Annotated in this window: 15 protein-coding genes and 5 tRNA genes; 11 read left to right on the forward strand and 9 right to left on the reverse strand. The window is 72.2% G+C overall.

Going from position 1 to position 26,233, the window contains the following annotated elements:
• Nucleotides 1–97: 97 nt before the first annotated feature.
• The 4 genes from E1211_RS04525 to E1211_RS04540 all read right to left on the reverse strand — a co-directional run bounded on the left by E1211_RS04525 (nt 98) and on the right by E1211_RS04540 (nt 6,780).
• Nucleotides 98–3,037 (reverse strand): M36 family metallopeptidase, encoded by a 2,940-nt coding sequence (locus E1211_RS04525; protein ID WP_132345682.1) that lies wholly within the window; start codon nt 3,035–3,037, stop codon nt 98–100.
• A 128-nt stretch (nt 3,038–3,165) separates the two neighbouring features.
• A complete protein-coding gene (locus tag E1211_RS04530; RefSeq protein WP_132345684.1) occupies nt 3,166–5,292 on the reverse strand; it encodes an acyltransferase family protein in 2,127 nt (708 codons plus the stop codon).
• A 234-nt stretch (nt 5,293–5,526) separates the two neighbouring features.
• Entirely contained in the window at nt 5,527–6,108 is a 582-nt protein-coding gene (locus tag E1211_RS04535) for a TIGR03086 family metal-binding protein (protein WP_132345686.1), read from the reverse strand.
• Between the two features lie 69 nt (nt 6,109–6,177).
• Nucleotides 6,178–6,780: a TetR/AcrR family transcriptional regulator gene (locus tag E1211_RS04540; RefSeq protein ID WP_132345688.1), complete on the reverse strand. Its 603-nt coding sequence runs from the start codon at nt 6,778–6,780 to the stop codon at nt 6,178–6,180.
• Nucleotides 6,781–7,079: 299 nt separating this feature from the next.
• Between E1211_RS04540 and E1211_RS04545 the strand changes: the two genes are divergently transcribed.
• From E1211_RS04545 to E1211_RS04555, 3 genes are all read left to right on the forward strand, one after another.
• A tRNA-Gly gene (locus E1211_RS04545) sits at nt 7,080–7,152 on the forward strand.
• Between the two features lie 34 nt (nt 7,153–7,186).
• Nucleotides 7,187–7,257 (forward strand) — tRNA-Cys (locus E1211_RS04550).
• Nucleotides 7,258–7,274: 17 nt separating this feature from the next.
• A tRNA-Val gene (locus E1211_RS04555) sits at nt 7,275–7,349 on the forward strand.
• 103 nt (nt 7,350–7,452) lie between these two features.
• On the opposite strand, the gene E1211_RS32910 is transcribed toward E1211_RS04555, so the two are convergent.
• On the reverse strand, nt 7,453–8,388 hold the full coding sequence (locus E1211_RS32910) for a hypothetical protein (protein ID WP_207915234.1): 936 nt from the start codon (nt 8,386–8,388) through the stop codon (nt 7,453–7,455).
• A 480-nt stretch (nt 8,389–8,868) separates the two neighbouring features.
• On the opposite strand from E1211_RS32910, the gene E1211_RS04560 reads away from it, so the two are divergent.
• On the forward strand, nt 8,869–9,540 hold the full coding sequence (locus E1211_RS04560; RefSeq protein ID WP_132345690.1) for a YceI family protein: 672 nt from the start codon (nt 8,869–8,871) through the stop codon (nt 9,538–9,540).
• 31 nt (nt 9,541–9,571) lie between these two features.
• On the opposite strand, the gene E1211_RS04565 is transcribed toward E1211_RS04560, so the two are convergent.
• Nucleotides 9,572–10,543 carry a DUF5937 family protein gene (locus E1211_RS04565; RefSeq protein WP_132345769.1) on the reverse strand — a complete coding sequence of 324 codons (972 nt, stop codon included), beginning with the start codon at nt 10,541–10,543 and terminating at the stop codon, nt 9,572–9,574.
• 72 nt (nt 10,544–10,615) lie between these two features.
• Here E1211_RS04565 and E1211_RS04570 point away from each other — a divergent pair, with 72 nt between their 5' ends.
• Nucleotides 10,616–11,434, forward strand: a complete 819-nt coding sequence (locus tag E1211_RS04570; protein ID WP_132345692.1) for an isocitrate lyase/phosphoenolpyruvate mutase family protein — start codon at nt 10,616–10,618, stop codon at nt 11,432–11,434.
• 97 nt (nt 11,435–11,531) lie between these two features.
• Here the strand turns inward: E1211_RS04570 and E1211_RS04575 are convergent, their stop codons facing one another.
• A complete protein-coding gene (locus E1211_RS04575) occupies nt 11,532–11,819 on the reverse strand; it encodes a DUF6458 family protein (RefSeq protein ID WP_132345694.1) in 288 nt (95 codons plus the stop codon).
• Between the two features lie 151 nt (nt 11,820–11,970).
• Between E1211_RS04575 and E1211_RS04580 the strand changes: the two genes are divergently transcribed.
• Nucleotides 11,971–12,043: transfer RNA gene (locus tag E1211_RS04580), tRNA-Gly, on the forward strand.
• A 54-nt stretch (nt 12,044–12,097) separates the two neighbouring features.
• Nucleotides 12,098–12,172 (forward strand) — tRNA-Val (locus E1211_RS04585).
• A gap of 134 nt (nt 12,173–12,306) precedes the next feature.
• Here E1211_RS04585 and E1211_RS04590 read toward each other — a convergent pair.
• Both E1211_RS04590 and E1211_RS04595 read right to left on the reverse strand, forming a co-directional pair.
• Nucleotides 12,307–13,632, reverse strand: coding sequence for a hypothetical protein (locus tag E1211_RS04590; RefSeq protein ID WP_132345697.1), 1,326 nt, complete (start codon nt 13,630–13,632; stop codon nt 12,307–12,309).
• Between the two features lie 13 nt (nt 13,633–13,645).
• Nucleotides 13,646–15,214, reverse strand: coding sequence for a hypothetical protein (locus tag E1211_RS04595; RefSeq protein WP_132345699.1), 1,569 nt, complete (start codon nt 15,212–15,214; stop codon nt 13,646–13,648).
• 409 nt (nt 15,215–15,623) lie between these two features.
• Between E1211_RS04595 and E1211_RS04600 the strand changes: the two genes are divergently transcribed.
• The 4 genes from E1211_RS04600 to E1211_RS04615 all read left to right on the forward strand — a co-directional run bounded on the left by E1211_RS04600 (nt 15,624) and on the right by E1211_RS04615 (nt 26,231).
• Nucleotides 15,624–18,704, forward strand: a complete 3,081-nt coding sequence (locus E1211_RS04600) for a S8 family serine peptidase (protein WP_132345701.1) — start codon at nt 15,624–15,626, stop codon at nt 18,702–18,704.
• 139 nt (nt 18,705–18,843) lie between these two features.
• On the forward strand, nt 18,844–21,228 hold the full coding sequence (locus E1211_RS04605; protein WP_165947168.1) for an AAA family ATPase: 2,385 nt from the start codon (nt 18,844–18,846) through the stop codon (nt 21,226–21,228).
• A gap of 74 nt (nt 21,229–21,302) precedes the next feature.
• Entirely contained in the window at nt 21,303–22,316 is a 1,014-nt protein-coding gene (locus E1211_RS04610) for an NAD-dependent epimerase/dehydratase family protein (RefSeq protein ID WP_132345705.1), read from the forward strand.
• A 438-nt stretch (nt 22,317–22,754) separates the two neighbouring features.
• Nucleotides 22,755–26,231, forward strand: coding sequence for a LamG domain-containing protein (locus E1211_RS04615; RefSeq protein ID WP_132345707.1), 3,477 nt, complete (start codon nt 22,755–22,757; stop codon nt 26,229–26,231).
• Nucleotides 26,232–26,233: the final 2 nt, after the last annotated feature.

The raw sequence follows: 26,233 nt of genomic DNA on the forward strand, positions 1-26,233 counted from the left end.
GTGGGCGGCACGCGACCGGCCCCGCCCGGTACGAGGGCGGGGCCGACGGGTGGTGCGGTCCGCCGGGGCCGGCGGCGAACGCCGGCCCCGGCGGCGGTCACTTCGAGAACACCTGGAACTCGGCGATCCGGACCTGGTCGCGCGCCGGACTGGCGGTCGCGCAGTCGGTAGTGGTCGCCGGATCGGCGTCCTGCTCACCGGCGTACGCCGGGCCGCCCGTGCACTGGCTGTCCAGGACCTCCAGCCGCAGGTGGGTGGCGAGCGTGGTGGAGACCCGGAACTCCCGGAGGTTGATGTCCCGGGTGTACGCCCGGTACGCCCCGCCCGGGAACGCGTCGCTGCGGCTCGTGTAGATCCGCTTGAAGTTCGCCGAGTCGGTGCAGTCGGCCTTCTTCGCGTTGCAGGCCAGCACCGCGAACGAGCGCAGCGCGCTGAGCGCGTTCTGGCTGCCGGCGTCGGCGTCCCCGCTGATCCCCGGGCGCAGCATGGCGCTGACGTTCACCCGCTTCACCACGTGCGGCTTGTCGCCGGGCAGCGCCACGGTGACCTGCTTGCCGGCCACCCCGTCGAGCGAGGCCCAGTTCGTCGCCTCGGTGTCGTCGGCGATCCGGTCGAGGTTGACCCCGTCGCCGGCGACCGTGGCACCGGACGCCGTGGAGGCGAGGTTGCGGTCGAGCTTCAGGTCGAGGTGCTGCACCTTGTGTCCGGCCTTGGCGGTGACCCGCATCCGCTGGTGCCCGAAGCCGGGCGCCACCGCGATCAGGTCGTACGTGCCGGGCACGAACTCGACAGTGTCCCCGAGCGGGGTCGCCGGGTCGGTGTCCGCGATCGGCGTGGCCCGTGCCTCGTACGCCCCGACGTAGAGCCGGATCGGCGCGTCGGCGCTCTCCCCGCGCGGGCGCAGGACGAACGTCGCGTTGCCACCGGTCGGCGAGGCGAAGCTCGGCGTGGGGTCGGTGTCGGCGGCGCCGTTGGTGACGGCGTCTCGACCCATGCCGGAGCGGGCGAACTCGGTCCAGATCAGGTTCTGGTTCGCCCCGCCGAAGCGCAGCAGGTCGGCGGTGAGCATGTTGTCGCGCATGTCGAGCATGCTCACCTGACTCGCCGCCTGCAGCAGGAACGAGTCGAAGACCAGCTGCGACCAGCGCCGGTTGCCCGGGCAACGGTCCGCCGGCACCTTGCCCTGCGCGCACGCCAGCTGGAGCTTCGGCGTGCCGAGGCCGTACCGCTTCACGAAGGCGGAGCGGACCCGGTAGTTGGTGGCGCCCCAGATCTCCCCGTCGGCGTGCACGGCCGGGCCGCCGGTGTTGTACCCGACGTCGGAGTAGTTCAGCGGGCTGCGGCTGAGGTCGTAGTTCCGGATGCCGCTCACCAGGTTGCCGGTGACGTAGCCGCCGACGATGAACGGCGTCTCGCCCGGCGCCCGCAGGCCGTGCTGGAAGAGGTACTCGGTGGCGAGCAGGTCGCTCCACGACTCACCCATCGAGCCGCCCTGGTGGCCGCCGATCCCGCTGTCCGGACCGGCGATCATCCGGTTGCTGATGGCGTGGGTGTACTCGTGACCGATCACGGTCATGTCGTAGTCGCCGTCGACGCAGGGCGGGTACGGACCGCCGGCCTGCGGCTGCCACAGGTACATGTTGGTGGTCGGCGGCAGACCGTCGCGCGGCGTGCCCTGGTTGGCGTTGTTCCGGTTGCCGCTCAGCGCGCCCTGCTGGGCCCGGCCCTGCTCCGCGTCGCCCCCGAGGCCCTCCGGGGTCAGGTTGACCGCCTGCAGGTTCCACGCCGACTCGGTGAAGCCCAGGTGGTAGGCCCAGTCGTGCATCCGGTTGTGCATGGCGAAGAGGTTGCCGATCGCGGCGTCGGCGTCGTTGCGCTGCGCCGAGGTGAACACCTCCGGGTTGCACTTCGCCTGGTGCCACTGGTCGGTGAACGGGTACTCGTAGCGCCGCTCCGGGCTGGTCGTGGCCGGCAGCATCGGGCTGCCGGCGCCCCAGGAGACCACGGTGTTGGCCGAGTTCCCGCGGGAGGTGAACGTCGGCGTGCCGGTGGCGGCGTCGACGTCCCACGTGTTGCCGGTGACCGGGTCGTGGTAGGACGCCTTGCAGCCCGGCGCCGGCTCCCCGCACCAGCGGACCCGCGGGTCCTGCCCCGGGCCGAGGTTGCGCGGCGGGGTGGCCGGGAAGACCGCCCAGCTCGGGTTCTCCGAGTCGAAGTCGACGAGGTCCTCGCGGACCAGCACCTTTCCGGTGATGCCGTCGATGTAGGTGGTGAAGGCGGCCGGGTGATCGGTGTCCGACCCGATGAGCGTCACCTCATACGCGCTGCGCGGCCCCTCCAGTGGGGTGGGCACCGCGACCGGGCGGACGGTGTGGTCGGCCACGCCGGAGGCGTCCAGACCGGCGTCGGCGAGCGCCGCGGCGTACGCCTGCTCCTGGGTGAGCGTGGCCGGCGCCGGCGTCGCGGCGTCCCGGGACAGCGAGGAGCTGACCGAGAGCACCTTGCCCCCGCTGATGGCGAGGGTGACCAGGCCGTCGTGGCCGGCGGGCAGGTCGCCGAAGCGCTGCCGGAGGGTGACCACCGCGCCGCTGCCGATCGGGCGGACCAGCACCCGCTCCATCTCGGCCACCGCGTCGGCGTCCAGCCCGAACAGGTCGCGATTGCCGGTGAGGTAGGCGCGGGCGGCGGCCTCCGGTTCGGCGGGCAGCCCGGTGGCGAGCGGGGTGGTGCCGGGGCCCAGCGAGTGCGGGGTGCCCAGCTTGTTCCACCGCACGTCCGGGTCGGCCTTGCTGGCGAGCCCGCGCTGGCGGGCGTCGGGCGCGGCGCTGCCGGCGCGGTTGTCGACGTCGGCGTGCTGGTGCTGCCCCTCGGCGAAGGGGCCGGAGCGGCGCTCCGCGGGGGCGGCGGCGCCGCCGGTGGGCGCCGCGGAGCTGACGCCGGTGGGCAGCAGCGCGGCGACCACCGCGGTCGCCGCCAGGACGGGGACGAGCCGGCGGCGTCGCCGGCTCATCCAGGGTGACCACTGGGGGTGTGGCACGGGACCTCCTCGTGGGAGCGGTGGCCGGCGATCCGCCGGCCGCGCAGCATGACGATGCATGCGCATCTGTAAATACCAGGAGGTAGGTCGGGCGGCAAGGTCCGGAACGGCGCGCCGGTCCTTTCAGTTCATTCGAGTTCGGTGCGCAGGGCATCGCGGACCCGGGGCGCCAGGCTGCGTGCGTACGTCGCGGTGAGATGTCCCTGGTCCCGATAGATGAGCACGCCGCCGATGACCGGGGCGCATCGTTGAGCGGGGCAGATCGAGTCGTTGAGATCGACCAGGCGTACGCCCTTGAGGCCCTTGGCGGCCTCGACCTGCGGCTCGCTCAGCCGCAGGGCCTCCGCCCGGGGGACGGCGCAGCGGGTGAGCTTGGTCCGGTTCTCCGAGACGCACTCGGGTACGTCGATGCCGGGGTAGGGCACGTCCCGGATCACCAGGGTCCGCAGACCGGCCTGGGCGTACCGGTCCCAGGTGTCCCGCATGGCCTGAGTCCGGGCCCGCTGGCCTGCGGCGCCGGTGAGCGCCTGGCCGTCCGGTGCCGGGTAGTAGGTGAGGCTGGAGAGGATGAGCAGCTGAGGGCGTTCGGTTCCGGTCAGCGCGGTGCGCAACCGTTCGTTCCACTCGGTGCAGGTGTCGAAGGGCTTGTCCCGGTAGAGGATGGGCTCGCTGAGCACCGGACAGCTTCCCTTGATGTGTGTGACCAGCCGCCACTTGTTCGCCTCGGCGACGGGCTGCAGCGCCGGCAACCAGTGCGCGGCATGGGAGTCACCGGCGAGCACGACCGTGAAGTTCGAGGTGGGGTCGCCGTAGACGCACGGCTTCAGCGCCGCCTCCGTCACCTGGAGCAGGCACCGCTCGCGGTACGTCGCCGGCAGGTCCTCCCGGGCGGCGAGGGGGTCCGGTGTCATCGTCTCGACCCGGTCGGCCGGCTCGCCGGCGGCGCTGCTGCGTGGATCGTCGCCGAGCACGCCGGCGCCGAAGGTCGGCTGTCCCGCCTCGGCGGAGCCGGTGGTGGTCACGGTCAGCGGCGGCATCGCCGCGGTCAGATCGGCCGGGGAGCGGGCCGGCGGCCAGATGGTCAGCTGGAACAGGATGGCCGCGACGACGGGTATGCCGGTGGCCGCCGCCCCGAGTTTGGCGGCCTGGTGGGGGAAGTGGAGCGAGAAGCGGATGGGGTTCTCGACGAGCCAATACGTGAGCGCGGCCGGCACGAACGACAGCGCCACCACCACGGCGCCCTGCGCCGGGGTCAGCTCGCCGAACTGCGCCTCGGCGGCCACCAGTAGCGGCCAGTGCCACAGGTACAACGAGTACGAGAGGGCGCCGATGAGGCGGATCGGGGCCAGGCTGAGTAGGGCGGTAGGGCCGGCGCGTCCGGCGGCCGGGCCGGCAGCGATCACAGCCGCGGTGCCGAGCGTGGGCAGCAGGGCGGTGTAGCCGGGGAAGGCCAGGTCAGGTGTGATGATCAGGCCGGCGGCGATGACCGCGGCGACGCCGCCCCAGCCGAGGGCCGCGGCGAGCCAGCGCGGCAGCCGTGTCAGGTGGTGACTGAGGATGGCCAGACCGCCGCCGAGCGCGAGCTCCCACATCCGCGTGGTGCTGTGGAAGTACGCCTGGGAAGGGTTGGCCTGGGAGAGGTGGATCGACCACGCCAGTGACGGGAGGGCCACCAGCGCCAGCCCGATCAGCAGGCGTCGCTCGAAGCGGCGCCGGCTCGTCGGTCCGGTACGCCGGCTGCTCCGGAACAGCGTCCACGTGACGCCTACCAGCAGCATGGGCCAGACCAGGTAGAACTGCTCCTCGACGGCGAGCGACCAGAAGTGTTGCAGGATGCTCGGCGCCTCGTCCGCCTGCAGATAGTCGACCGCCTGTTCGGCCAGCCGCCAGTTCATCACGTACAGACCGCTGGCGACGACGTCCCAGCCCGTGCTCGACCACCGCAACCGGGGTAGGAAGAGGTACGCCAGCACCAGGCTGGCGACGAGGACCACGGCCGCGGCCGGGAGGAGTCGGCGGACGCGGCGGGCGTAGAAGCCGGCGATCGAGATCCGGCCGGTCTCCGACAACTCCTTCACGAGGAGCCCGGTGATCAGGAAGCCGGAGATGACGAAGAAGACGTCCACGCCGACGAAGCCCCCGGGCAGGGCCGCGAGTCCGGTGTGACCGACGAGCACGAGCAGCACCGCGAGGGCCCGCAGGCCTTCGATGTCACCGCGGAAGGCCGATCGGCCGGCGCGCTCCTGCTGCCTCATGTCCTGCCCCACCCGTTCGCACGATGCCTCGCCGCAACGGCGGCGGGGGAAGTGATTCGTACATCCCGGTATAAAACGCGCCAGCGCCGTCCTGGCTATGGGCCACGTCCTTTTCGGCCGGCGGAAGCGTCGCGCGGACGGCCAGGTCGCCGAGCGGGGTCGCCGAACGGCCCGCGCCGGGGTGGGTCACCAGGTGACCGGCGACGTGCGGCGCCTGCCGTCGGGACGGAGCGGTCAGCCGGCCGATGTCCAGCGAGGATCGCGACCGAAGGCGGCGATCAGCCGGTCCTGCTCGTCGGCGTCGGCGGGCGGGTCGACGCCGGGGCGGGTCAGGTTCGCGCGCTGGTAGTCGCCCACGTGCGCCGCGAACCACCTCCCGCACTCCCGCACCGCGTCGGTGTCGAGCCGGGGGTCGTCGCCGATGGCGACGGCCAGGTCCCAGCCGTGGACGAGGTGCTCGGCGAGGAGCTGGTGCAGGTACTCCGACGCGGGGGCGCCGCCGGAGGAGAGCTGAACGGTGCGCTCCAGCGTGCCGGGGTGGAACGCGGCGATCTCCGCCTGCGACGCGGCGTCCCGGGCGGCCGCCACCGGCTCGTCCCCGAGCTGGTCGCCGTCGAAGCGGTCACCCACGTCGGCGATCGTGCGGCCGGCGAGCAGCGGGACGCTCCACCGGGCCTCGCCGACCACGTGGTTGACCAGTGTGCGGACGTCCCAGTCCGAGCAGGGGGTCCGGGCCGACCACTGCCGGGGGCTGACCCGCTCCACCCGGTCGATGAAGTCGGCCAGGCTGCGGCGGTAGCTCTCCAGCAGGTCCATGCCGCCGATTGTCCCGGCCGCCGGGTGGAACCGAGCCGGTTTGCCCGGTCTCGGCGCCGGGGTCTCGGGTCAGTCCAGCTCGGCCGGGTCCAGGCCGAGCTCCCGGGCGGTGAGCAGACGGACCCATTCGGTGAACTGCCGCCGGGAGATCACCCGGTCGTGGACCGCCAGCTGCACCGCCAGCCCGTCCATCACCGCGCTGATCCGCCAGGCCGCCCCGGCCGGGTCGGCGCACTCGAAGGTGCCGTCGCGTACCCCGTCGGCGATGACCGCGGCGAGATCCTCCCGCCAGCGCAGGTCGAGCCGGCGGGAGACGCGCTCCAGCTCCGGCGTACGCAGCGACTCCGACCATCCGTCGATCCACATCGGCCAGGAGGTCGGGCGCCCGGCGGGGGCGTAGAGCTTCAGGATCCGGCGCAGCTTCGCCAGCGGCGGGGCGGGGGAGCGGACCACCGCGTCCAGGCGGGCCAGGTCCTGCTCGACCGCGTACTCGAAGGCCTGGGAGAGGAGCCGTTCCTTGGTGGCGAAGTGGTAGAAGACAAGCGCCTGGCTCACCCCGGCGGCCTGCGCGACGTCGGCCGTACGGGTGTTGGCCAGACCGCGTTCCGCGATCACGTCGCAAGCCGTGCGCAGCAGGGCATCCAGGCGGATCTCGGCCGCACGTCTCGTCACGACCGTTACCGTAACCCATCCGGATGAACACGGGCAGTTACCGTCCGGCGTTGATCGGCTTGTCGAAGAGTCGGAAGACGGACACTTCGTCCCGGGTTCGACAGGTGCGTTCGCGGCTCGCCGGGCCCATCCGGCACCGGGGCAGTCTCCTAGGACGCCATGCGAACCGCGGTGCGCGACCCGCCTGCCCGGGAATCGGGCAAAGAGGGTGCGGACGCGCCGAGTGGGCACCCCGAGTTGGCAACCTTTCGCCGCCTCGGCTAGAGTTCTCATCCGTCACCGGGGAACGCCGGTGACACGCGGACGTAGCGCAGTTGGTAGCGCATCACCTTGCCAAGGTGAGGGTCGCGGGTTCGAGTCCCGTCGTCCGCTCGGAGCTGCCGCCACGCATGACGGGGGCAACCTCGGTGGGGTGGCCGAGAGGCGAGGCAACGGCCTGCAAAGCCGTGTACGCGGGTTCAAATCCCGTCCCCACCTCGGCAAGACACAAACTCGGGCGATTGGCGCAGTGGGAGCGCGCTTCCTTGACACGGAAGAGGTCACTGGTTCAAACCCAGTATCGCCCACCAGCTTCATGAACAGGCAGAACAGCTCGTCACCGGATTCCTGGTGACGAGCTGTTTCGTTCGTGCCCCCACCGGGCGGGCGGCCCGGCGGCCGCGACCGCGGCGGTCAGAGCTTGGGGATGACCGCCGCGATCGAGGTCGCGAGGAGCGGGCCGATGATCACCAGCCCCGACTGGAGTTCGCTGAGGCTGGTGCGGTTGACCCCGAGGATCTCCTCCAGCTTGATCCGATCCTCCGCCGCCGTGATCAGGTCGGCTTTCGACACGTGGGCGATGTCCGAGAACTCGTCCACGTACACCTGGCAGCGCCGACGTAGCAGGGTCGCCGACGGTATGTGCATCAGCGCGATGAGGATCGAGCCGGCGGCGCCGATGACGAGCGCGGTGGACTGGGGGATCGTCTCCGAGCTGCCCCAACCGACGGATGCCGCGCCGATCAGCACCAACACGAGCAGCAACGAGCCCATCATCTGCAACACCCGGGTGAGGATCCGGCGTAGCCGCATCAGCGCGGCGAGCTGCTCGCCGGGGGTGCCGGTGAGACCGCGCATCGCGACGACCCGCAGCCCCGCGAGGGTCGCCCCGGCCGGCAGGGCGCCGAGTATGACGATGCCGAGGAAGACCCCGAACCGCCAGGTGAGCCCCCGGCCGAGGATGGCGTGCGCGGCGGCCACCGCGCCGGCCACCAGCACGAGGAAGACCAGTATCGACGACACGACCCGGCGGACCGGGACGTGCTGGATCTGCTGGAGGTCGTGCCAGCGGGCCACGCCGGAGCCGACTGTCGAACCGCTGAGGGCGCCGAGCAGCCCGGCGGCGGAGGCCCAGAGCAGCCACTCGTTGCGGGACTCGGGCAGGAGCCGGTCCGGGCTGGTGTACGCGACGCCGAGCGCCACAGCCGCGCCGAACATCATCATGAGCGTACGCACGACCCGCGGCCAGCCGGCGAGACCCAGCGGGCGGGGTGTGCTCACCGGTGGGGGTGTGGCTGCTTCCGTCGGGGCGGTGGGCATCGGCGCGACAGGCGCCTCCACGGCGGTCATGGCCGGGGACTCTAGTCGATCTCCCGCCCGGCAGCCGTCCCACGGGTGGCGACGCGAGGCCACCCGTGCGGCGTACGCGACAGGTGCCGGCCCGACAACGCTGCACAGTGGCAGTGGACCTGTCGCAATTGCTGGCTTTCCTGCAGGTGCCCCGCGACACGTAATTGCCATTTCCCGTGAGATTCTTCACCGCGGCAGGCCGCCCCCGGTACGCCGACAGGCAGAGCCGGATCGAGGCCGGTCTCCCCGCTGGTGGCACCGGGTCGACCGGATTCCCTTCGCCAGCAAGGGATTCGCCTTCGGCAGGGGCCGGAAATGGGTGCCCGGCGCCGGTTTCGGCCACTCGTCGTCATCAGTTCGATTCACGTCGACGTGAATTCGACACGCCTTATTCTGAGCGCTCGGGGAGGCGTCCGCAGGCCTCGCGGCACGTGACGACGAGCGACCGGGCGGACCCGAAGGTCAGGGAAGGCGCAAGTGATGACGGGTCCCGCCACGCGGGTGTGGAAGGGCATGACGATCCCGACCGCCGGCACCTACCAGCTCGACCAGGCGCACAAGCGAGTGGGCTTCGTGGGCCGGCACATGATGGTGAGCCCGGTGCGCGGCGAGTTCACCGAGGCGAGGGCCTCGATCGTCGTCGACGAGGATCCGCTGCGCTCGTCGGTGCGGGCCAGCATCCGATCGGCGAGCATCGTCACCGGGCACGACGAGCGGGACGTGCACCTGAAGAGCCCCGACTTCCTGGACGTGGAGCGCTTCCCCACGCTCGAGTACCGCAGCACCGGGATGGTCCCGCAGGACGAGACCGACCCGATCTTCTTCTGGGCGCGGCTGCGCGGCAACAACCGTCTCCTCGGGCGCCGGGGCGGAGGTGGCGTCGAGCCGCCGCCGGTCCGCGCCTCCGGTCGGTTCGTGCTCACCGGTGAGTTGACGATCAAGGACGTCACCCGGCCAGTCGATCTTCAGGTGGAGTTCGGCGGCACCCGGACCGACCTGTCCGGGCAGGAGATCTTCGGGTTCACCGCGACCGCCGAGTTCGATCGCGAGGACTACGGCCTGCTGTGGAACGTCGCCCTGGAGGGTGGCGGCGTGCTCGTCGGCAAGAGTGTCCGCATCGAGATCGCGGCCGAGGCGATCCGCCAGTCCTGACGGCGTCCGGTTGCTCCGGGCCGGTCGGGCGTCACCCGGCGGCGGCGAGCAGCGCCTCGGCGACCTCCGTGCGGGTGCTGAGCAGCAGCCGACCGCGCCGATGTGTCACCACGAGCCCGGCCGCGCGTAGCACGGTGAGGTGCTGGGACACGCCGCCGGCGGACATGCCGGTACGGCGGGCCAGCTCGGTGGTGCTGAGTGGGGCGGCGAGCTCGGCCAGCAGCCGGGCCCGGCCGCGGCCGACCACGGCGGCCAGGGCGTTCGGGGTGGCGGCCGGACGTTCCCACACGGCGCCGATCCCCCGGGCCGGGTAGGCGAGCTGAGGGGTCTCCCCGGCGGAGATGCTGAGCACCGACGGCCAGACGAACACCGACGGGACCAGCACGAGGCCCGGGCCGTCGTGGACGTCCGGGGCCAGGCAGTGCCGCTGCGCGATCAGCAGGATCTCGTCCTCCCAACGGACCTGCTGGTGCAGGTCGTTGAGGAGTTCGGCCGCGCCCCTGTCGGCGAGGAGGCGGGCGCGGGCGCTGACCTCCGCGTCGAGCAGCGCCCGGATCCGGGACCAGTCCGGTGCCAGGGCGATCCGCCAGTACGCCTCGATCTCGTCGGTCAACCGGCGGAGCCCGGTCTCGGGGTCGTCGTACAGGGCGGCCACGGCTGGGCCGGGCGTACCGGGGTAGAGATCGAGGTGCGCGCGGACGGTGTCGGCGCTGGTGGCGCGCAGGGCGGCGAGTTCGGTGGGGAGGTCCGGGTCGAGGCTGGCGGCCGGTGGGGTGAGGAAGTCCGCCAGGTAGCCGGGCGGGGCGGGTACGAGCTGCCAGAGCAGGCCGCCGTCGAGCCCGGCCCCGGCCAGTCGCGGACGTACCCGGCGTGCCCAGGGGAGGTGGACGGCGTGGTCGCCCGGGTCGCGCAGCACCCGGACGCTCGCGACGACCTCCCACAGGCAGGAGACGGCGAACCGGATGCGGGCGACGGCGCCTGCCGACAGGCCGATCGCGACCACGTGCACCCCCGGTGGATTCAGCTGGGACTGAAACAGTACTTCCCGGCGGTGGGGCGGGCCGAGACTTGCCGGGTGAGCGAACAACACACCCGAGCTGAGTTCTTCCGGTCCCTGCACACTCCTGGATCGCCGCTGGTCCTCGTCAACGTCTGGGACGCCGCGAGCGCCCGGATCGTGGCAGCGGCGGGTGCCCGCGCCGTGGCCACCACCAGCGCCGGTGTCTCGTGGAGCGTGGGCGCTCCGGACGGGGACGTCCTCGGTCGTGACGCGGCCGTCGAAGTGGTGCGCCGGGTGGCCGCCGGCGCGGGGCGGCTGCCGGTCACCGCGGACATCGAATCCGGGTACGGCGCGACCTCGGCGGAGGTCGCCGAGACCGTGCGGGAGGTCATCGCCGCCGGTGCGGTCGGCGTGAACATCGAGGATGCCCGAGGCGAGGCCGGTGCACCGCTGCGCGACGTGGCCGACCAGTGCGGCCGGATCGCCGCGGCCCGGGCCGCTGCCGAGGGGGCCGGGGTGCCGCTGTACGTCAACGCCCGGGTCGACACGTTCCTGGTCGGCGCGGGCGGCCTCGACGAGACGGTGGCCCGCGCGCGGGAGTACCTGGCGGCCGGTGCGGACGGTGTCTTCGTGCCCGGGGTGGTCGATCCCGGGACCGTCCGTGCCCTGGTCGATTCGGTGCCGGCGCCGCTGAACGTGCTGGCCGGGCCGGGCGCCCCGGCGGTCGCCGAACTGGCCGCGCTCGGGGTGGCAAGGGTCAGCCTCGGCTCGTCGGTGGCCGAGGCCGCGTACGCGGTGGCACGCCGTGCGGCCGACGAGGCGTTCGGCGCGGGCACCTATGGCGCGCTGGCGGACGCGATCGACTACGGCACGTTCAACGAGTTGATGCGCTGACGGCACGACGGGGGCGGGCCGACCCCCTCGTCGGGAGGGGGTCGGCCCGCGATATGCCCGGTTCGGTGGCCCGGCGCGCCGGAAGCGGGGGCCGGTGTCACAGCGGCGGGGCGACGTCCCGGCGCTCCTCCACCCGGCGGTACTGCACGGGCTCCTCGACGCGGCGGTACTCGACGGGCTCCTCGACGCGGCGGACCGGCTCGTCGGCGGCGACCACGGAGCGACGGCGGCCCCAGATGAGCGTGGTCATGATGAGGCCGAGCACGCCGGCCGCCATCAGGATCCAACCAACGACGTCGAGGTCGATTCCGCCGACGCTCGCGTCGAGCGCGAAGGTGAGGATCGCGCCGACCGCGATCAGGAAGATGCTGGTTCCGATACCCATGACAGCCCTCCTTCTGGCGGGATGTGGTGCGCTGTCGGGGGACTCAGTACCCCGCTGTCGAAGTGCGCAACCACGTAACGGCCGGGTGCCGCGTCGGCCGATCTTGGGATCGGGTAGAGTTCACGTCGTCGCCGGCGCTCGCCGGGGATGTGCGGACGTAGCGCAGCTGGTAGCGCATCACCTTGCCAAGGTGAGGGTCGCGGGTTCGAATCCCGTCGTCCGCTCGCAGATCCGCCTGACGGAAGCCGGAGTTCTTCCGGGCTCCGGGCGATCACCACGGGCGATTGGCGCAGTGGGAGCGCGCTTCCTTGACACGGAAGAGGTCACTGGTTCAAACCCAGTATCGCCCACCAGCACCCGCGGCAGCTCCACGGCTCGTCACCGAAGACCGGTGACGAGCCGTAGTGCGTTCGGGGCTCTGCGGGTGGCCTCTGCGTGGTGGTGGTCCTCCCCACGTTCGCGGGGAGGACCACCAGCGGGTCCGACGTCAGGGGACGATGCGGACCGGTCCGCAACCGAAGAAGGTGAAGGTGCCGGTCGAGTCGGCGAATTCGCCGATCAGGCAGCCTTCGGTGTCTCCGGGTGTGAAGCCGCCGTCGGCGGCCCGGAAGTGCAGGACGGCGTCGAGGTCGGCGTCCCGGGTCCGCTCGTCGAGCTCGTAGCTGCGCTCGTCGTGCCGCCGGTTGTGCGTCTCCGCGGCGCCTCCGCCGCCGAGCACCACCGCGCGGTTCCCGAAGCGGGCCGTCGTGGCGACGACGGTCCGGGCGTCGAAGGCGAGCGGGTTGCCGTACTCGCCGGCCGCCGTCGTGAGCACCGCCAGGGGCGCGTTGTTCCCGCCGGCGCCCAGGTTGATGCTGTTCGGGTCGCCACCGGGTTTGATGTTGACGGTGACCGGCACCGCGCAGTCGATGGTGTGGGTCGTGGACCTGGTGTTGTTGGCGGCCACCAGGTCGACGTCGGCCGCGTGGACGGTCGCCACCGTCGAGGTGAAGGTGACGGTGTGCTTGCCCGGGGTGTCGCACCGCACGGTCCACTGGTCGGGTTCGGTGACGTCGGTGTTCACCGCGACGCCGGGCAGCGTCGCCGTCTGGGAGGCCGGTGTCACCGTCACGCCCGGGCCGACCGCGGCGGTCGTCGTGAGCGCGGCGTCCGCCGGGCCGTCGGGGCCGTTGTTGGTCACGACGGTCTCGACGGTGATCGTGGCGTCCGCGCCGACCAGGCCGATCGGCGGCGCGGCGGTCACGGTGACCGCCTCGACCGCGAGGTCGGCCCGGAGGCAGTCCTCGTCGTCGGGGTTGGCCAGGCAGAAGTCGTGGATCGCGTCGGTGAGGTCGGCCCGGACGATCTCGTCGGCGGCGGCGATGTCGGTGACGACGACGGTGGTCGCGTCCCGGTCGAACGGGGCGATCCACCGTCCCGACGCCTGCGGGTTGAGTCGACGGGTCTCGCCGCCGCCGGTCTCCTCGCCGAGCTCCCACATCGGGTGCCAGTCGTTGAAGGTGCCGATCAGGCCGGTCTCGCCCAGCACGTCCACCTTGGCCAGCGGTGGCGCCCCCAGGTGCGACGGGGCGCGCTCGTCGACCACCTGGATGCCGGTGACGGTGGCGTGGGCGCGACCGTTGAAGGAGACCCGTACGACTATCGACTTGGCCTCGTCCGCCGCGGCGTCGGCGGCGAAGTCGGGGATCGGTTGGATCGTCGGGTCGTTCGCGGGGTCCGAGAGGGCCGGGGCGCCGACCCAGAGCGCCCCGCCGACGGCGACCGGCAGCAGCCACCAGGCCAGCCGGCGGCGCGAGTTGGTTGTTCCGCGCATCGTCCTCATCCCCTCAGCACTTCGCGCCGCGGCACTCGGCGAAGTACCACTCGATGCGTCTGGTGTCCGCCGCCTGCGCGGTGGTGTTGTCGACCATCAGGTCGTTGGTGGCCGGGTCGGAGACCGACCAGTCGAAGTCGTCCCAGTTCTCGATCTCCTCCTCGAACTCGCGGCAGTCGGAGGCGGTCCGGCCGAGGTCCGGCGCGTCCTCGGCGCAGTCCTCCGGCTCCTCGTAGACGTTGGGGTAGACGTCCTGCTGGTAGTAGCCGCCGTCGCAGCAGTACTCGTCGGCGAGCCCGAACGGGCGGTGCCCGGATTCGTGGCGGATGGTGCTGAAGCTGGTGTTCTCGCCCGAGAAGACGTTCGAGCCGCCCATGGCGCAGTCGCGGAACGAGTCGACGTGCACCACCATCACGCTGTCGGCCCAGCCCGAGTCGGGCACCTCGTGGTCGCAGCCGTCCTCGGCCGGATCCGCCTGGCCGGTGCCGACCTGGAGCCAGAAGTTCATCGCGTCCTGGTGCACGAGGAACGGGTCGTAGCTGTAGAACGAGTTGTAGATGATCTGCTGCACGTCCGACTGGAACTGCGGGTCGGCGGCGCCGCTGTAGTCGTCGGAGTCGCCGACGAACACCCAGTCCACCCGGCTGTAGGTGCTGCCGGTGTAGAGCACCTGGACCTCGTCGCCGGCGCCGGCGGTCGCCGCCACCGACCGCCACCCGGTGAAGATGGGGACGCTGTCGTCGATGCCGCGACAGCCGTAGCTGAAGCTGCCCCCGCCGGTGATGGTGTGGTTGTACGTGAGGGTGAGCGAGTTCGTCACGCTCGTCTCGGGAGCGGTGCGGTCGTTGACCCAGATCTCCAGGGTGTCGGCCCGGGTCGGGTTGAGTGAGCCGTCGAGGAACTCGGCGGTGATGGTGACGGTGTCGCCGACCTGCGGGAAGAGCGGTGTGTGCAGGCATCGGATCCGGATGCCCGGGGCGGCCGGGGGTTCGGTCACCTCGACCCGTAGCCGGACGGAGGCCGACTCGTCCGGCGTGCCGGTGCTGGTGAACACGCCGCAGCCGCCGTTCAGGTCGCCGGTCACGGTGCAGGCGTTCAGGTCGACCGTGAAGCTGAGCGACTGGTCGGTGTCGTCGTCGTTGTCCGAGGGGTCGTCCGGGTCGTCGCCGTCGGGATCGAGGTCGGCGAGGTCGTCGTCGAACCGGAGGAACCCGTCCTCGTCGCGGATCTCCAGGTAGATGGGGACGGTGCCGCTGGAGAGGGCGACCTGCTTGGAGAACTCCCAGTTCGGTTCGATCGTGTAGGTGTCCTCGAAGGGGTCGGTGGCCGGCGTGTCCTCGTTGTTGAACGACTCGCCGGCGATCTCGACGTAGCTGTAGAAGTCGGGGTCCTCGCCGAAGTCGTGGCCTTCGACGCGCTCGACGGTCACCCGGACCGTCATGTTGAGATCGGCCGCCGCCGCCGGGCTGCTCAGCACCAGGACGGGCAGTAACGCGCTGACGAGAACCGGGACGATCGGTATCGCCCCCAGACGTCGTCGCCAGCCCGGAACGGGCGCGGCGGTGTGCACCACTGTGGTCATACGGACCTCATTCGAGCAGGTGGCCCGGATCCCGGGATCGGGCTGCCGACGGGGAAAATGCCTGGTGGGACGGGCAGGCACGTCGGAGCGTATGCGTCCGGTGACCGGAGCTTCGCGTACAGTCAGCTACTCGATAGGCGCACCGGCGGGGGTCCGGACGGGCGGTGGAGGGGCCGTCGACGTCCGCCGTGGACGGCGGGCCGGTCGGGTCGGCCGGAGGTGGCTGAACGGTCCCTCGACGTGCCTCGTGGTCCGCGAAATGACATGGAAAGTACCCGTGACGTTACGAGACTGTTTCCAAGGTAACGGCTGGATTACGGTCGCTTTCGCATGATCGTCCGTCGCTCCTACGTTTCGGCCACCGTCACCATTCGCGTGACGGGCGGCACACGACGCGGAGGACAACGACGTGCCAGAACCGAACGTGCAACGGTCCGGACGTACCCGGCGTGGGGTCGGCATGCTTGCCGCCGCGACACTGGTCGCGGCCGGCCTCACGACCCTGACCGGGGGCGCCGCCACCGCCGCCGGGTCGACCGGTGGCGAACCGACCGCCCGGTACCTCGTCCAGCTCGACGGCGAGCCGCTGGCGACCTACACCGGCGGCGTGGCCGGGATCGCGGCGACCAAGCCGGCCCGGGGCGGCAAGCTGAACCGGGACTCCGGCAGCGCCACGGCCTACCGGGAGCACCTGCGCCGCCAGCGCACCGACGTGCTGAAGGGCGTGGGCGTCACCGGCCAGCCCCGGGTGACGATGGAGACGGCGTTCAACGGCTTCGTGGCGGAGTTGACCGGGCCGCAGGCCGCCCGGCTGCGCGCCAGCCGAGGTGTGCGGGCGGTGTACGCGGACCGCAAGGTGCACGCGCTCACCTCCCACACCCCTGACTACCTGGGCCTGACCGGCCGCTACGGGGTGTGGCGGGAGCAGTTCGGCGGCACCGACCACGCCGGCGAAGGCATGATCATCGGGGTCATCGACAGCGGCTTCTGGCCGGAGAGCGCGAGCTTCGCGCCGCTGCCCAGCCCCCGTCCCGACCAGGCGGTCATCGACGGCAAGTGGAAGGGCGCCTGCGACGTCGGCATCGAGGCGCCGGTCACCTGCAACAACAAGGTGATCGGGGCGCGCTGGTACAACGACAGCGGGATCGCCGACGCGTTCCCCGACGACTTCCTCTCGCCCCGCGACCGCAACGGCCACGGCACCCACACGGCGAGCACCGCCGCCGGCGACACCGGAGTCCGGGCGACCTCCGGCGGCCGTGACCTCGGCACGATCTCCGGCATGGCGCCGGCCGCCCGGCTCGCCGTCTACAAGGCGCTCTACGACGACGGCGCCGGCTCGGCGGTGGGCAGCGAGATCGACATCGTGCACGCCATCGACGACGCGGTCGCCGACGGCGTCGACGTGATCAACTACTCGGTCGGTGACGACAACGAGACCCTCAACGCGATCGACGCGGCGTTCTTCAACGCCGCCGTGGCCGGGGTGTTCGTGTCGGCGGCCGCCGGCAACGCCGGCCCGACGCCGAGCACCGTCGACAACTCCAGCCCGTGGGTGACCACGGTGGCCGCGACCGCCACCGACCGGCAGTACACCCGCAAGCTCACCCTCGGCAACGGCACCACCGTCGAGGGCGTGGGCATGGGTGAGACCGGCGTCGGACCGGCGCCGCTGGTCACCGCGCGGGACAGCGCGATCGACCCGAACAACACCTACGCGGCCGAGCTCTGCGCCGACGACGTGCTGGACCCGGCCAAGGTCAAGGGCAAGATCGTGATGTGTCTGCGCGGCGAGATCCCGCGCACCGACAAGAGCATCGCCGTCGCGCGGGCCGGCGGAGTCGGCATGGTGATGTACAACGACACGTTGAACTCGCTCAACGCCGACGTGCACGCCGTGCCGTCCGTGCACATCGACGAGGTCGACGCGACGGCGGTCCTCGCGTACGTCGCCGGCGGCAACGCCACGGCGACCATCTCGCCGAGCACCCTGGAGACCGTCGAGGCCCCCTCCGTCGCCGCCTTCTCCGCGGCGGGTCCGTCGAAGTTGAGCGCCGGTGACCTGCTGAAGCCGGACATCAGCGCCCCGGGGGTGGACGTCCTCGCGGCGTTCTCGCCGTCGGCCGGCGGCAACGACTTCGCCCTCGAGTCCGGTACGTCGATGGCGGCGCCGCACATCGCCGGCATCGCCGCGCTGGTCCTGGCCAAGCACCCGGACTGGTCGCCGTCGGCGGTCCGCTCGGCGTTGATGACCAGCGCCGTCGACCGTACCGACAAGGGCAACCCGATCAAGATCGGCAGCTACGACGCGACCCCGCTGAACTACGGGGCCGGTGAGGTGCAGCCCGGCGGGGCGTTCGACCCGGGCCTGGTCTACGACTCCACCGCGCAGGACTGGCTGCGCTACCTGTGCGGGCTGGACAAGGACCGGGCGAGTGAGACCGGCGCGAACGTGGAGGACTGCGACACGATCGGCGCGATCGACACCACCCAGCTGAACTACCCGTCGATCGCCCTGGGCCGGATGGTCGGCACGCAGAAGGTCACCCGTACCGTCACCAACGTCAGCGACCGGACCAGCACGTACGCCGCGTCGGTCGAGGCGCCGTCGGGCTACAAGGTGAAGGTCACCCCGGCCAAGCTGACGATCCGCCCCGGCAAGACGGCCCGCTTCACGGTCGAGGTCACCAACACCGGCGGCGCGTTCGACACCTGGGCCGACGGTGCGCTGACCTGGCGCGACCAGTACCGGCACGACGTGCGGATCCCGCTGGTCGTGCACAACAGCGGGCTGATCGCGCCCGACTCGATCACCGGCTCCGGCACCTCGGGCAGCGTCAAGATCGCCACCGAGGTCGGCTACAAGGGCAGGCTGATCTCGCAGCTCACCGGCCTGACCGCGGGCACCGCCGACGCGGTCAGGCTGCGCGGCGAGGGAGCGTCGTGGGACTGGTCCTCGCTGGACAACCTGCCGACCCCGCTGCCCGCGTCGATGTACCGCAGCACCGTGCACGTGCCGGCCGGCACCCGCGACCCGCACGTGCTGGTGACCTCGCAGCTGCCCGCCTGCTCGGCCATCGACTGGGAGGACGAGGAGGGGGTGATGGCGTGCACCGAGTACAGCGTCTACGTCTACGACACCGCCGGTAAGTTCGTCACCGCCACGGTCAGCGGCCGCCGCGGCGCCAAGGTGGACCTGCCGGCGGCCGGGGACTACGTCCTCGTCGTCGAGCAGGAGTTCGTCGAGAACCTGCCCGCGGATCAGGACGGCGTCGGATACACCGTCACCACCTACCTGCCGGGCGCGCCGGGCAGCTCCACCGGCAAGCTCACCATCGACCCGAAGCAGCGCTCGGTCCAGCCGGGCGCCGACGTGAACCTGACGCTGCGCTGGTCCGGCCTGAAGCCGGGCGTCCGCTACGTCGGGCAACTCGAGTTCCGCAACGGTGACGGTCCACTGAAGACCGTGCCGATCACCGTCCAGTCCTGAATCCACCCCCGGGGCCCGGCGGGCCGGCTACGTGACCCAGGTCACCACCGGCCCGCCGGGCCGCCCTCGTTCGGGGCCGAGGTGATGTGCTCGCCACACGGTGACCGGCGGCGGTGAGAACGACGTGCGGGGCGGCGGGGTGGCATCCCCGAACCGCGCCGCACGCCTGCGCGGGCCCGTCGAGTTCGTCGGGCGTACCGACGAGCTGGCCCTGCTGCGCCGGCTCGTCGCCACCCCACCGTGCCTGGTCCTGCTGGAGGGCGAGCCGGGCATCGGCAAGAGCCGGTTCGTCCGCGAACTGCTCGCCTCGCTGCCCGGTCAGCTCCTCATCGGCGAGTGCGACGACGTTCCCGAGCCCTTCCCGCTCGGTGTCCTGCTGGACGCCGTCCGGGCACACGCCGATCGGCTCGGCCCGCTCAACCCGGTGGCCGGGGCGCTCGCCGCACTGCTGCCCGAACTCGCCGACGTGCTCCCCGCCGCGCCGCCGCCGCTGGCCGACCCGGCGGCGGAGCGGCACCGGCTGCTGCGTGCCGTCAGCGCCGTGCTCGCCGGGCTGGCCCCCGCCGTGCTGGTCCTGGAGGACCTGCACTGGGCGGACCCGGCGACCTGCGACTTCCTCGCCTACCTGAGCGGCCACCCGGTGGACGGTCTGGCCGTGCTGCTCACCGCCCGCCCGCCGGCGCCCGGCGGCAGCACCCCGATCCACGACGCGCTGGCGCGTACGCCGCCCGGCGCGGTGACCCGCGTTCCGCTGGGCCCGCTCGGGGCCGACGATGTACGCCGGCTCGCCGCCGGGGCGCTGCGCCTCGGCGAGCCGCCGCCGCAGCTCACCAGCGCCCTGCTCGACCGCACGGCCGGCATTCCGTTCGTGGTGGAGGAGGTGCTGCGGACGCTTGCCGAGCGGGGCGGCGACCCGCTCGCGGACGACAGCGTCCCGTTCGTCCTGCGCGACGTGCTGCTGTGGCGGCTGCGCCCGCTCGACGAGGCCACCCGGGACGTGCTCGGCGCCGCCGCCGTGCTCGGCCGCGCACCCGATCCGCGCGTCCTCGCGGCGGTGCTGGGACAGGACCGCGCCGCCGTCGGCGCGGCGTTGACCGCGGCGCACCGGGCCGGGTTGCTGCACGACGCCGGGGAGGGGCTGCGGTTCCGGCACGACCTCGCCCGGCAGGTCGTCTACGACCTGGTGCCCCGGCAGACCCGCGAGTGGCTGCACCTGCGCATCGCGCGGGTGCTGGAGCAGAAGCTGCCCCGACCGGTCGCCCAGCTGGCGCACCACTACCGGTTGGCGGGCAGCGACGCCGATTTCGTCCGCAACGCCGAGGCCGCCGCCGACCTGGCCACCGAGCGCGGCGACGACGCCACCGCCGCCGGTTTCCTCCTGCAGACGATGGACGTCGCGGAGCTGCCCCGACCGGTACGGGTCCGGCTCGCCGGCAAGCTCGGCCGCTCGGCCATCGACGGGCTCAGCCAGGCCACCGCCATCCCGGTGCTGGAACGGCTGCTGGCCGACCGGCGGCTGCCGCCCGGCGCTCGGGGCGAGCTGGGGCTGGTGCTCGGGCGTCTGCTGCGCCAGCAGGGGGAGGCGCTGCGCGGGTACACCGAGATCGAACGCGCGGTGCCGTACCTGCGGGCGCCACGCCGGCGGGCTCCGGCGCTCGCGGTGCTGGCGGCCCCGGACACCGTCGTCGGCCGGCACGCCGACGACCACCTCGCCCGCTGCGCGGAGGCCGAGGCGGCGGCGGAGGCGAGCGGTGACCCGGCCGCGCATCTCGCGGTCCGCATCGCCCGGGCCTCGCTGCTGCTGGAGCTGGGCGACCCGGCGGCCTGGGCGGTCATCGCGGAGCTGCGCGCCTCCGCCGCGCTGGCCGACCGGCCCCGGGAACACGCGCGGGCCTGCCTGAACTGGGCGCAGGGTGCGCTGCACGCGGGGCATCTGGACCAGGCGGCGGCGCTGCTCACGGCCGGCCGGGAACTGGTGGAGGAGACCGGGTACGAGCGGTTGACCGCCCTGGTGGAGGCGACCGGGCTGTCGCTGCAACGGGCCGCCGGGCGGCTGGACGGGCTGGCCGAGCGGATCGAGCGGCTGATCGCCGCGGCGCGGCGGATGCCGGTCACCCTGCTCGACGCGCGGGCGGAGCTCGCCACCGTGCTGGCGCTGACGGCGACGGGCACGGGGGTGGAGCGGGCCGAGCGGACGCTGCGGGAGGTCGTCGAGGCCGCCGAGCGGGTCGGGGCGATCTGGCCGCTGGTGCAGGCGCGCTCGGCGTGGGCCCGGCTGGTCCTCGGCACGCGGCCCGAGGAGGCCGTCCGGCACGCGACCGGCGCGTTGGCGCTGGTGCGCGCCAAGGGCATCTGGGCCTGGGCCGCCGAGGCGGTCCTGGTGCTGGCCGAGGCGGCGGTGGCGGCGGGTGAGCCGGCGCGGGCGGTGCCCGCGGTGCGCGAGTTCGCGGCCGGCATCGAGGGGCGCGACGCTCCCGTCGCCCTGGCCGCCCTGCGCCGCTGCCGGCGGCTGATGGCGGGTTGAGCTTCTGCCGTCGGCAGATACGCCCGCCGTGAACAGTGCTCGATCCCCGGCCGGCGACCGGGCACGGTGGGGCCATGAGACTTCTGGTGTTGGGCGGTACGGGATTCGTCGGCGCGGCGACCGTCGCGGAGGGGGTGCGGCGGGGCTGGTCGGTGACGGTGTTCAACAGGGGATTGCACGGCGAGGTGCCGCAGGGTGTGCACCGGCTGCGCGGCGACCGGACGGCACCCGGTGGGCTGACCGCGCTGGCCGGCGGCGAGTGGGACGTCGTGGTGGACACCTGGGACGGCGCGCCCCGGGTGGCCCTCGACGCCGCCCGCGCGCTGGCCGGCTCGGTCGGGCACTACGTCTACGTGTCCAGCGCGTCGGTCTACGCCGAACCGGTCGAGCCGGGCTCGGACGAGGACGCGCCGGTGGTCGAGGCCGCCCCGGACGCCGAGGACGGCGACTACCCGCAGAACAAGGCCGGCGCCGAACGGGCGGTGCGGGAGGTCTTCGGGGAACGATCCCTGCTCGCCCGCGCCGGGCTGATCCTCGGTCCGGGCGAGGACATCGGCCGGCTGCCCTGGTGGTTGGGGCGCGTCGCCCGGGGCGGTGACGTGCTGGCCCCCGGCCCGCCGGAGCTGCCGGTGCAGTACGTCGACGTACGTGACCTCGCCCGCTGGCTGCTCGATGCGGGCGCGCGGGCGCACGGCGGGGCGTACGACGTCGTCAGCCGCACCGGGCACGCCACGATGGGCGAGGTGCTCGACGCCTGCGTGCGGGTCACCGGGGCGGACGCGCGGCTGTGCTGGACGCCGCCGGAGCCGATCCTGGCCGCCGGGATCATGCCCTGGATCGACCTGCCGATCTGGGTCCCGCGTGGTCACGAGTACCGGTGGTTGCAGGAGCGTGGCGTCGAGCGGGCTCACTCGGCCGGGTTGACCTGCCGTCCGCTGATCGAGACGGTCGCGGACACCTGGAGCTGGCTGTCCGCGGTGGGTACGGTGCCGCCGCGGGCGGGGCGTCCGGCGCGGGCCCTGGTCGGCCTGGACCCGGCGCGGGAGGCGGCCCTGTTGGCTGCGGTTGAGGGCACCGAGAGTGTCTGATCCGCCGCGTTCCTCCGATCGGCGAGCACGGCGACCGTTTCGGCCGGCAAATTGATCACTTAGTGGTTGCTCGGGGCCCCTTCTTCGTGGGCTTTGCCGGGTTTGTGGTTACGGGTTGTGACTGGTGTGGACAGTAGCGTGATCGCCGCTTACAGTTCGCGCGTCTGGTTCACATCCTTCACGGGGGTTGCGATGGTGTCCGGCCGCTCGATGCTGCCTGCCCTTTCGCTGAGAGGTCGTCGTCGATTCGTCGCTGCCGGTGTGGTGGCGGCGGTGGTGGGTTCGGTTCTGGTGGCGCCGTCGCCGGTGGTGGCGGCGGGGCCTGTGTCCGCGCCGGGGAGTGGGTCGGTGGCGCCGGATGCGGCGTCGGCGGCTGCGCGGGCGGCGCGTTCTGGTGTGCGGGTCGAGGTAGGTTCGGCGCGGACCGAGTTGACGCAGGTGTTCGCGAATCCGTCGGGTGGGTTCACGGCGGAGTCGGCGGTGGTGCCGCAGCGGGTGATGCGCTCGGACGGTTCGTGGGTGGATGTGGATCTGTCGTTGCGTCCGGCGGCGGGTGGTGTGTTGCGGCCGGTGGCGTCGGTGGCGGATGTGCGGTTCTCCGGTGGTGGCGCGGGTCCGGCGGTGACGTTGGTGCGGCAGGGCCGGTCGTTGACGCTGTCGTGGCCGGGTGGCCTGCCGGCGCCGAGTGTGTCGGGTGATTCGGCGACGTACGCGGAGGTGTTGCCGGGTACGGATTTGGTGTTGCGGGCGACGCGGACGGGTTTCACGCATGTGTTCGTGGTGAAGTCGGCGCTGGCGGCGGCGAACCCGGTGCTGCGGAGCCTGCGTTTCGATCTCGGTGGTGACGCCCGGGTGGTGCGGGGTTTGGACGGGCGGTTGACGGCCGTCGCCGGTGACCAGGTGATCGCCTCGGCCGAACCCGCCGTCATGTGGGACTCGAACACGACGCCGCCGGCGGCCGCCGCGCGATCGCTGGCGCCCGTCGACGGCGGTGGTCAGCCGAGCCCGTCCACCGCCACCGCCCCGGGTGACGTCGCCAGGACCTCGCCCGTCGGCGTGGCCGTCACCGACGGTGACCTGGTGCTGCGACCGGATCCGACCCTGCTGGCCGAGGACGCGGCCTTCCCCGTCTTCATCGACCCGGCGTGGTCGACGGGCAAGTCCCGGTGGGCGTACGCGACGAGCAACAACACCAACAACACCGACACCTCGGTGGCCCGGGTCGGCCGGGACCCGGACAGCGGCAAGCTCTACCGGTCCTACTTCGACTTCCCGTTGACCTCGATGAAGAGCAAGCACATCGAGTCGGCGTACGTGCAGATGAAGCTCGACCACTCCTGGTCGTGCGGGAACACCCCCACGTACATGTACCACTCCGGGGGCATCGCCTCCACGCCCCGCACGGCGTGGGCGCCGAAGCTGAACAGCCTGAAGTCCTCAGCCAACTCGCACGCCAACGAGGGATCCGGCTGCTCCGACTCGCCGCAGCCGGACATGACCGTCAACTTCACCGGTTCGGCGGTCACGAGTGTCATCCAGTCGCACGCGACCAGCAACGCCACCAACATCACCTTTGGCTTCTGCGCGTGCAGCGCCACCAGCGGCACTGGCGAGTCGACGACCGACCGGTGGAAGAAGTTCTTCCCCAACAACGCCAAGCTCGTCGTCGACTTCGACAACATCCCCGGTAAGCCGAACAGCCTCCAGATCGCCGGCGTGGCCTGCTCGACGACCTCGACGAAGGTCATCGGCAGCACGAAACCGACGTTCTCGGCGATCTTCCCGGACGCGGACAGCACCCAGGCGCTGACGACCGGCTACGAGTGGGTGCAGGTACCCGCCGACGGCGTCATCGTCGACTCGACGCCCCGGCGAACGGCGCCCGCCGGAGCGTCCGTCCCGGCCGGCGGTCGATCCACCACCGCCGCGATCACCGTCTCCGAGGGGATCACGTACGCCTTCCGCGCCAAGGCCACCGACCCCGCCCCGTACAGCCGCACCAGCCCGTGGTCGGACTGGTGCAAATTCCTCGTCGACACGACAGTGCCGGACGTGAACGTGCTGGTCACCGGTGGTCGGCAACTCCCGGGTGAGCAGGTGACCTTCACGATCTACTCGAAGGATTTGACCGTGCCGAAGTTCCGGTACGGGTGGGTCGACCCGGCCACCACCGAGGTCGCGGCGGTGCAGGGCACCGTCCAGGACCCGACCTCCGGTCTGATCACGGTCAAGAAGGCCGATGTCAACCTGGTCGTGCCGAAGTACGGGATCAACGTGCTCTACGTTCGCGCGTTCGACGGGGTGGGCAACCTCAAGGACGGTTCCGCCGAGTTCACCGCCGAACGACCGTCCCCGGCGATCGCCCGGTGGGGTCTGGAGACGTACCCGGGCGTCACGACGGGCAGCGCGCTCAAGGACAGCCAGCCGACCCTGGGCGGGGACAACTCGCTGACCAGCGGCAGCGTGTCGTGGGCCGGTGACCTGCGACTCATCCGGGGCGAGACGGCGTCGTTCAACGGGACGTCGTCGTCGCTCAGCACCACGGCCAAGGTCGTCGACACCACCGACTCGTTCAGTGTGGCCGCCTGGGTACGGCTGAACGCCCTGCCGACCACGGACGACACGGTGGTCGCCGCCCAGGAGGCCGCGAACGCGGCCGGGTTCCACCTCGGCACCCGGCTGGTGGGATCCCCGCTGACGCCACGGTGGTCGTTCCTGATGAAGGACAGCGACGTGCAGGCCAGCACGACCCGGGCCGCGTTCAGCAGCACCGCGCTGACCACGGCCGACGTCGGCCGGTGGACGCACATCGCCGGGGTGTACGACAGGACCGCGAACAAGGTGCGGCTCTACGTGAACGGCGCGCTCGCCGCCGAGGTCGACCGGACCGTGGCGCCCTGGAGCGCGGGCGGGAAGTTCACCATCGGCCGCGGATGGTCCTTCGGCGCGCCGGGCAACTGGTTCAAGGGGAACCTCGTCGACGTGCAGGTCTACGACCGGGTCCTGGTCGGTCACGACTTTACCGGCCAGCTCGCCGAGGATCCGAGCTCGGGTGGCTTCGACGAGCCCGGCATGCTGAGCGCCGTCAAGGTCGGCGACTGGGACTTCGCCGGTGCCACTCCCTGCTACGAGGAGTCGACCGACCCGTTCCTGTGTGGCGCGCGGGAGGCCGGGCAGTTCGGCCGCCGGTTGGCGCTCGCCCAGGGCAGCAACGTCGGCTCCGGTCACCGCGACGACGGCCTCTCCCTCGACTCGGTCCACTGGGTGGAGGACCCGAACGACCCGTACTTCGGCCTGGCGACCCGGGAGTACGGCCGTTCCCAGGACAACCTCGGCGAACCCCAGAACCCCACCTGGCAGGACGGGCGGGTGCTGCGCACGAACGAGTCCTTCTCCGTGTCGGTCTGGGTGCGCCCGTCCTCGCTCGGGACGCAGACCGCGGTCTCCCAGCTGGGCGTGAAGCAGTCCGCCTTCTACCTCGGCCAGCGCCCGGTCGTGGAGAACGGAACCACCCAGAACCGGTGGTCGTTCACCACCTTCAACGCGGACAGCGACGTCAAGAACTCTCACACCGCGCTCATGAGGTCGCGAGCGATGAATGAGGAGGACGACCTGTCCCGGTGGACCCACCTGGTGGGCGTCCAGGACGTCGCGCGGCGGGAGATCCGGCTCTACGTCAACGGCGTCCTCGAGGACACCCTCACCTTCGGGGCGGACGTGGCCTTCGACTCCACCGGCCCGCTGATGGTGGGCGCCGCCCAGTTCACGCCGGTGGGCGGGGGAACCGTGAAGCCCACCGACCGCTGGCAGGGCGACATCGACGACCTCGGGCTCTACCAGGGCGTGCTGACCGACGCCGCCGTCAAGTCGCTCTTCGAAGCACAGTCCGTCGAGGCCGTCGAACCGGTCGACTGAAC

The organism is Micromonospora sp. 15K316 (assembly GCF_004348525.1).
In the GTDB taxonomy this organism is placed as follows: domain Bacteria; phylum Actinomycetota; class Actinomycetes; order Mycobacteriales; family Micromonosporaceae; genus Micromonospora.

Bases quoted from the DNA above. Each gene is read 5' to 3' on its own strand.
- E1211_RS04595 (WP_132345699.1), bottom strand. From the start codon at position 15,214: ATGACCACAGTGGTGCACACCGCCGCGCCCGTTCCGGGCTGGCGACGA.
- E1211_RS04610 (WP_132345705.1), top strand. From the start codon at position 21,303: ATGAGACTTCTGGTGTTGGGCGGTACGGGATTCGTCGGCGCGGCGACC.
- E1211_RS32910 (WP_207915234.1), bottom strand. From the start codon at position 8,388: ATGACCGCCGTGGAGGCGCCTGTCGCGCCGATGCCCACCGCCCCGACG.
- E1211_RS04590 (WP_132345697.1), bottom strand. From the start codon at position 13,632: ATGCGCGGAACAACCAACTCGCGCCGCCGGCTGGCCTGGTGGCTGCTG.
- E1211_RS04575 (WP_132345694.1), bottom strand. From the start codon at position 11,819: ATGGGTATCGGAACCAGCATCTTCCTGATCGCGGTCGGCGCGATCCTC.
- E1211_RS04530 (WP_132345684.1), bottom strand. From the start codon at position 5,292: ATGAGGCAGCAGGAGCGCGCCGGCCGATCGGCCTTCCGCGGTGACATC.
- E1211_RS04535 (WP_132345686.1), bottom strand. From the start codon at position 6,108: ATGGACCTGCTGGAGAGCTACCGCCGCAGCCTGGCCGACTTCATCGAC.
- E1211_RS04560 (WP_132345690.1), top strand. From the start codon at position 8,869: ATGACGGGTCCCGCCACGCGGGTGTGGAAGGGCATGACGATCCCGACC.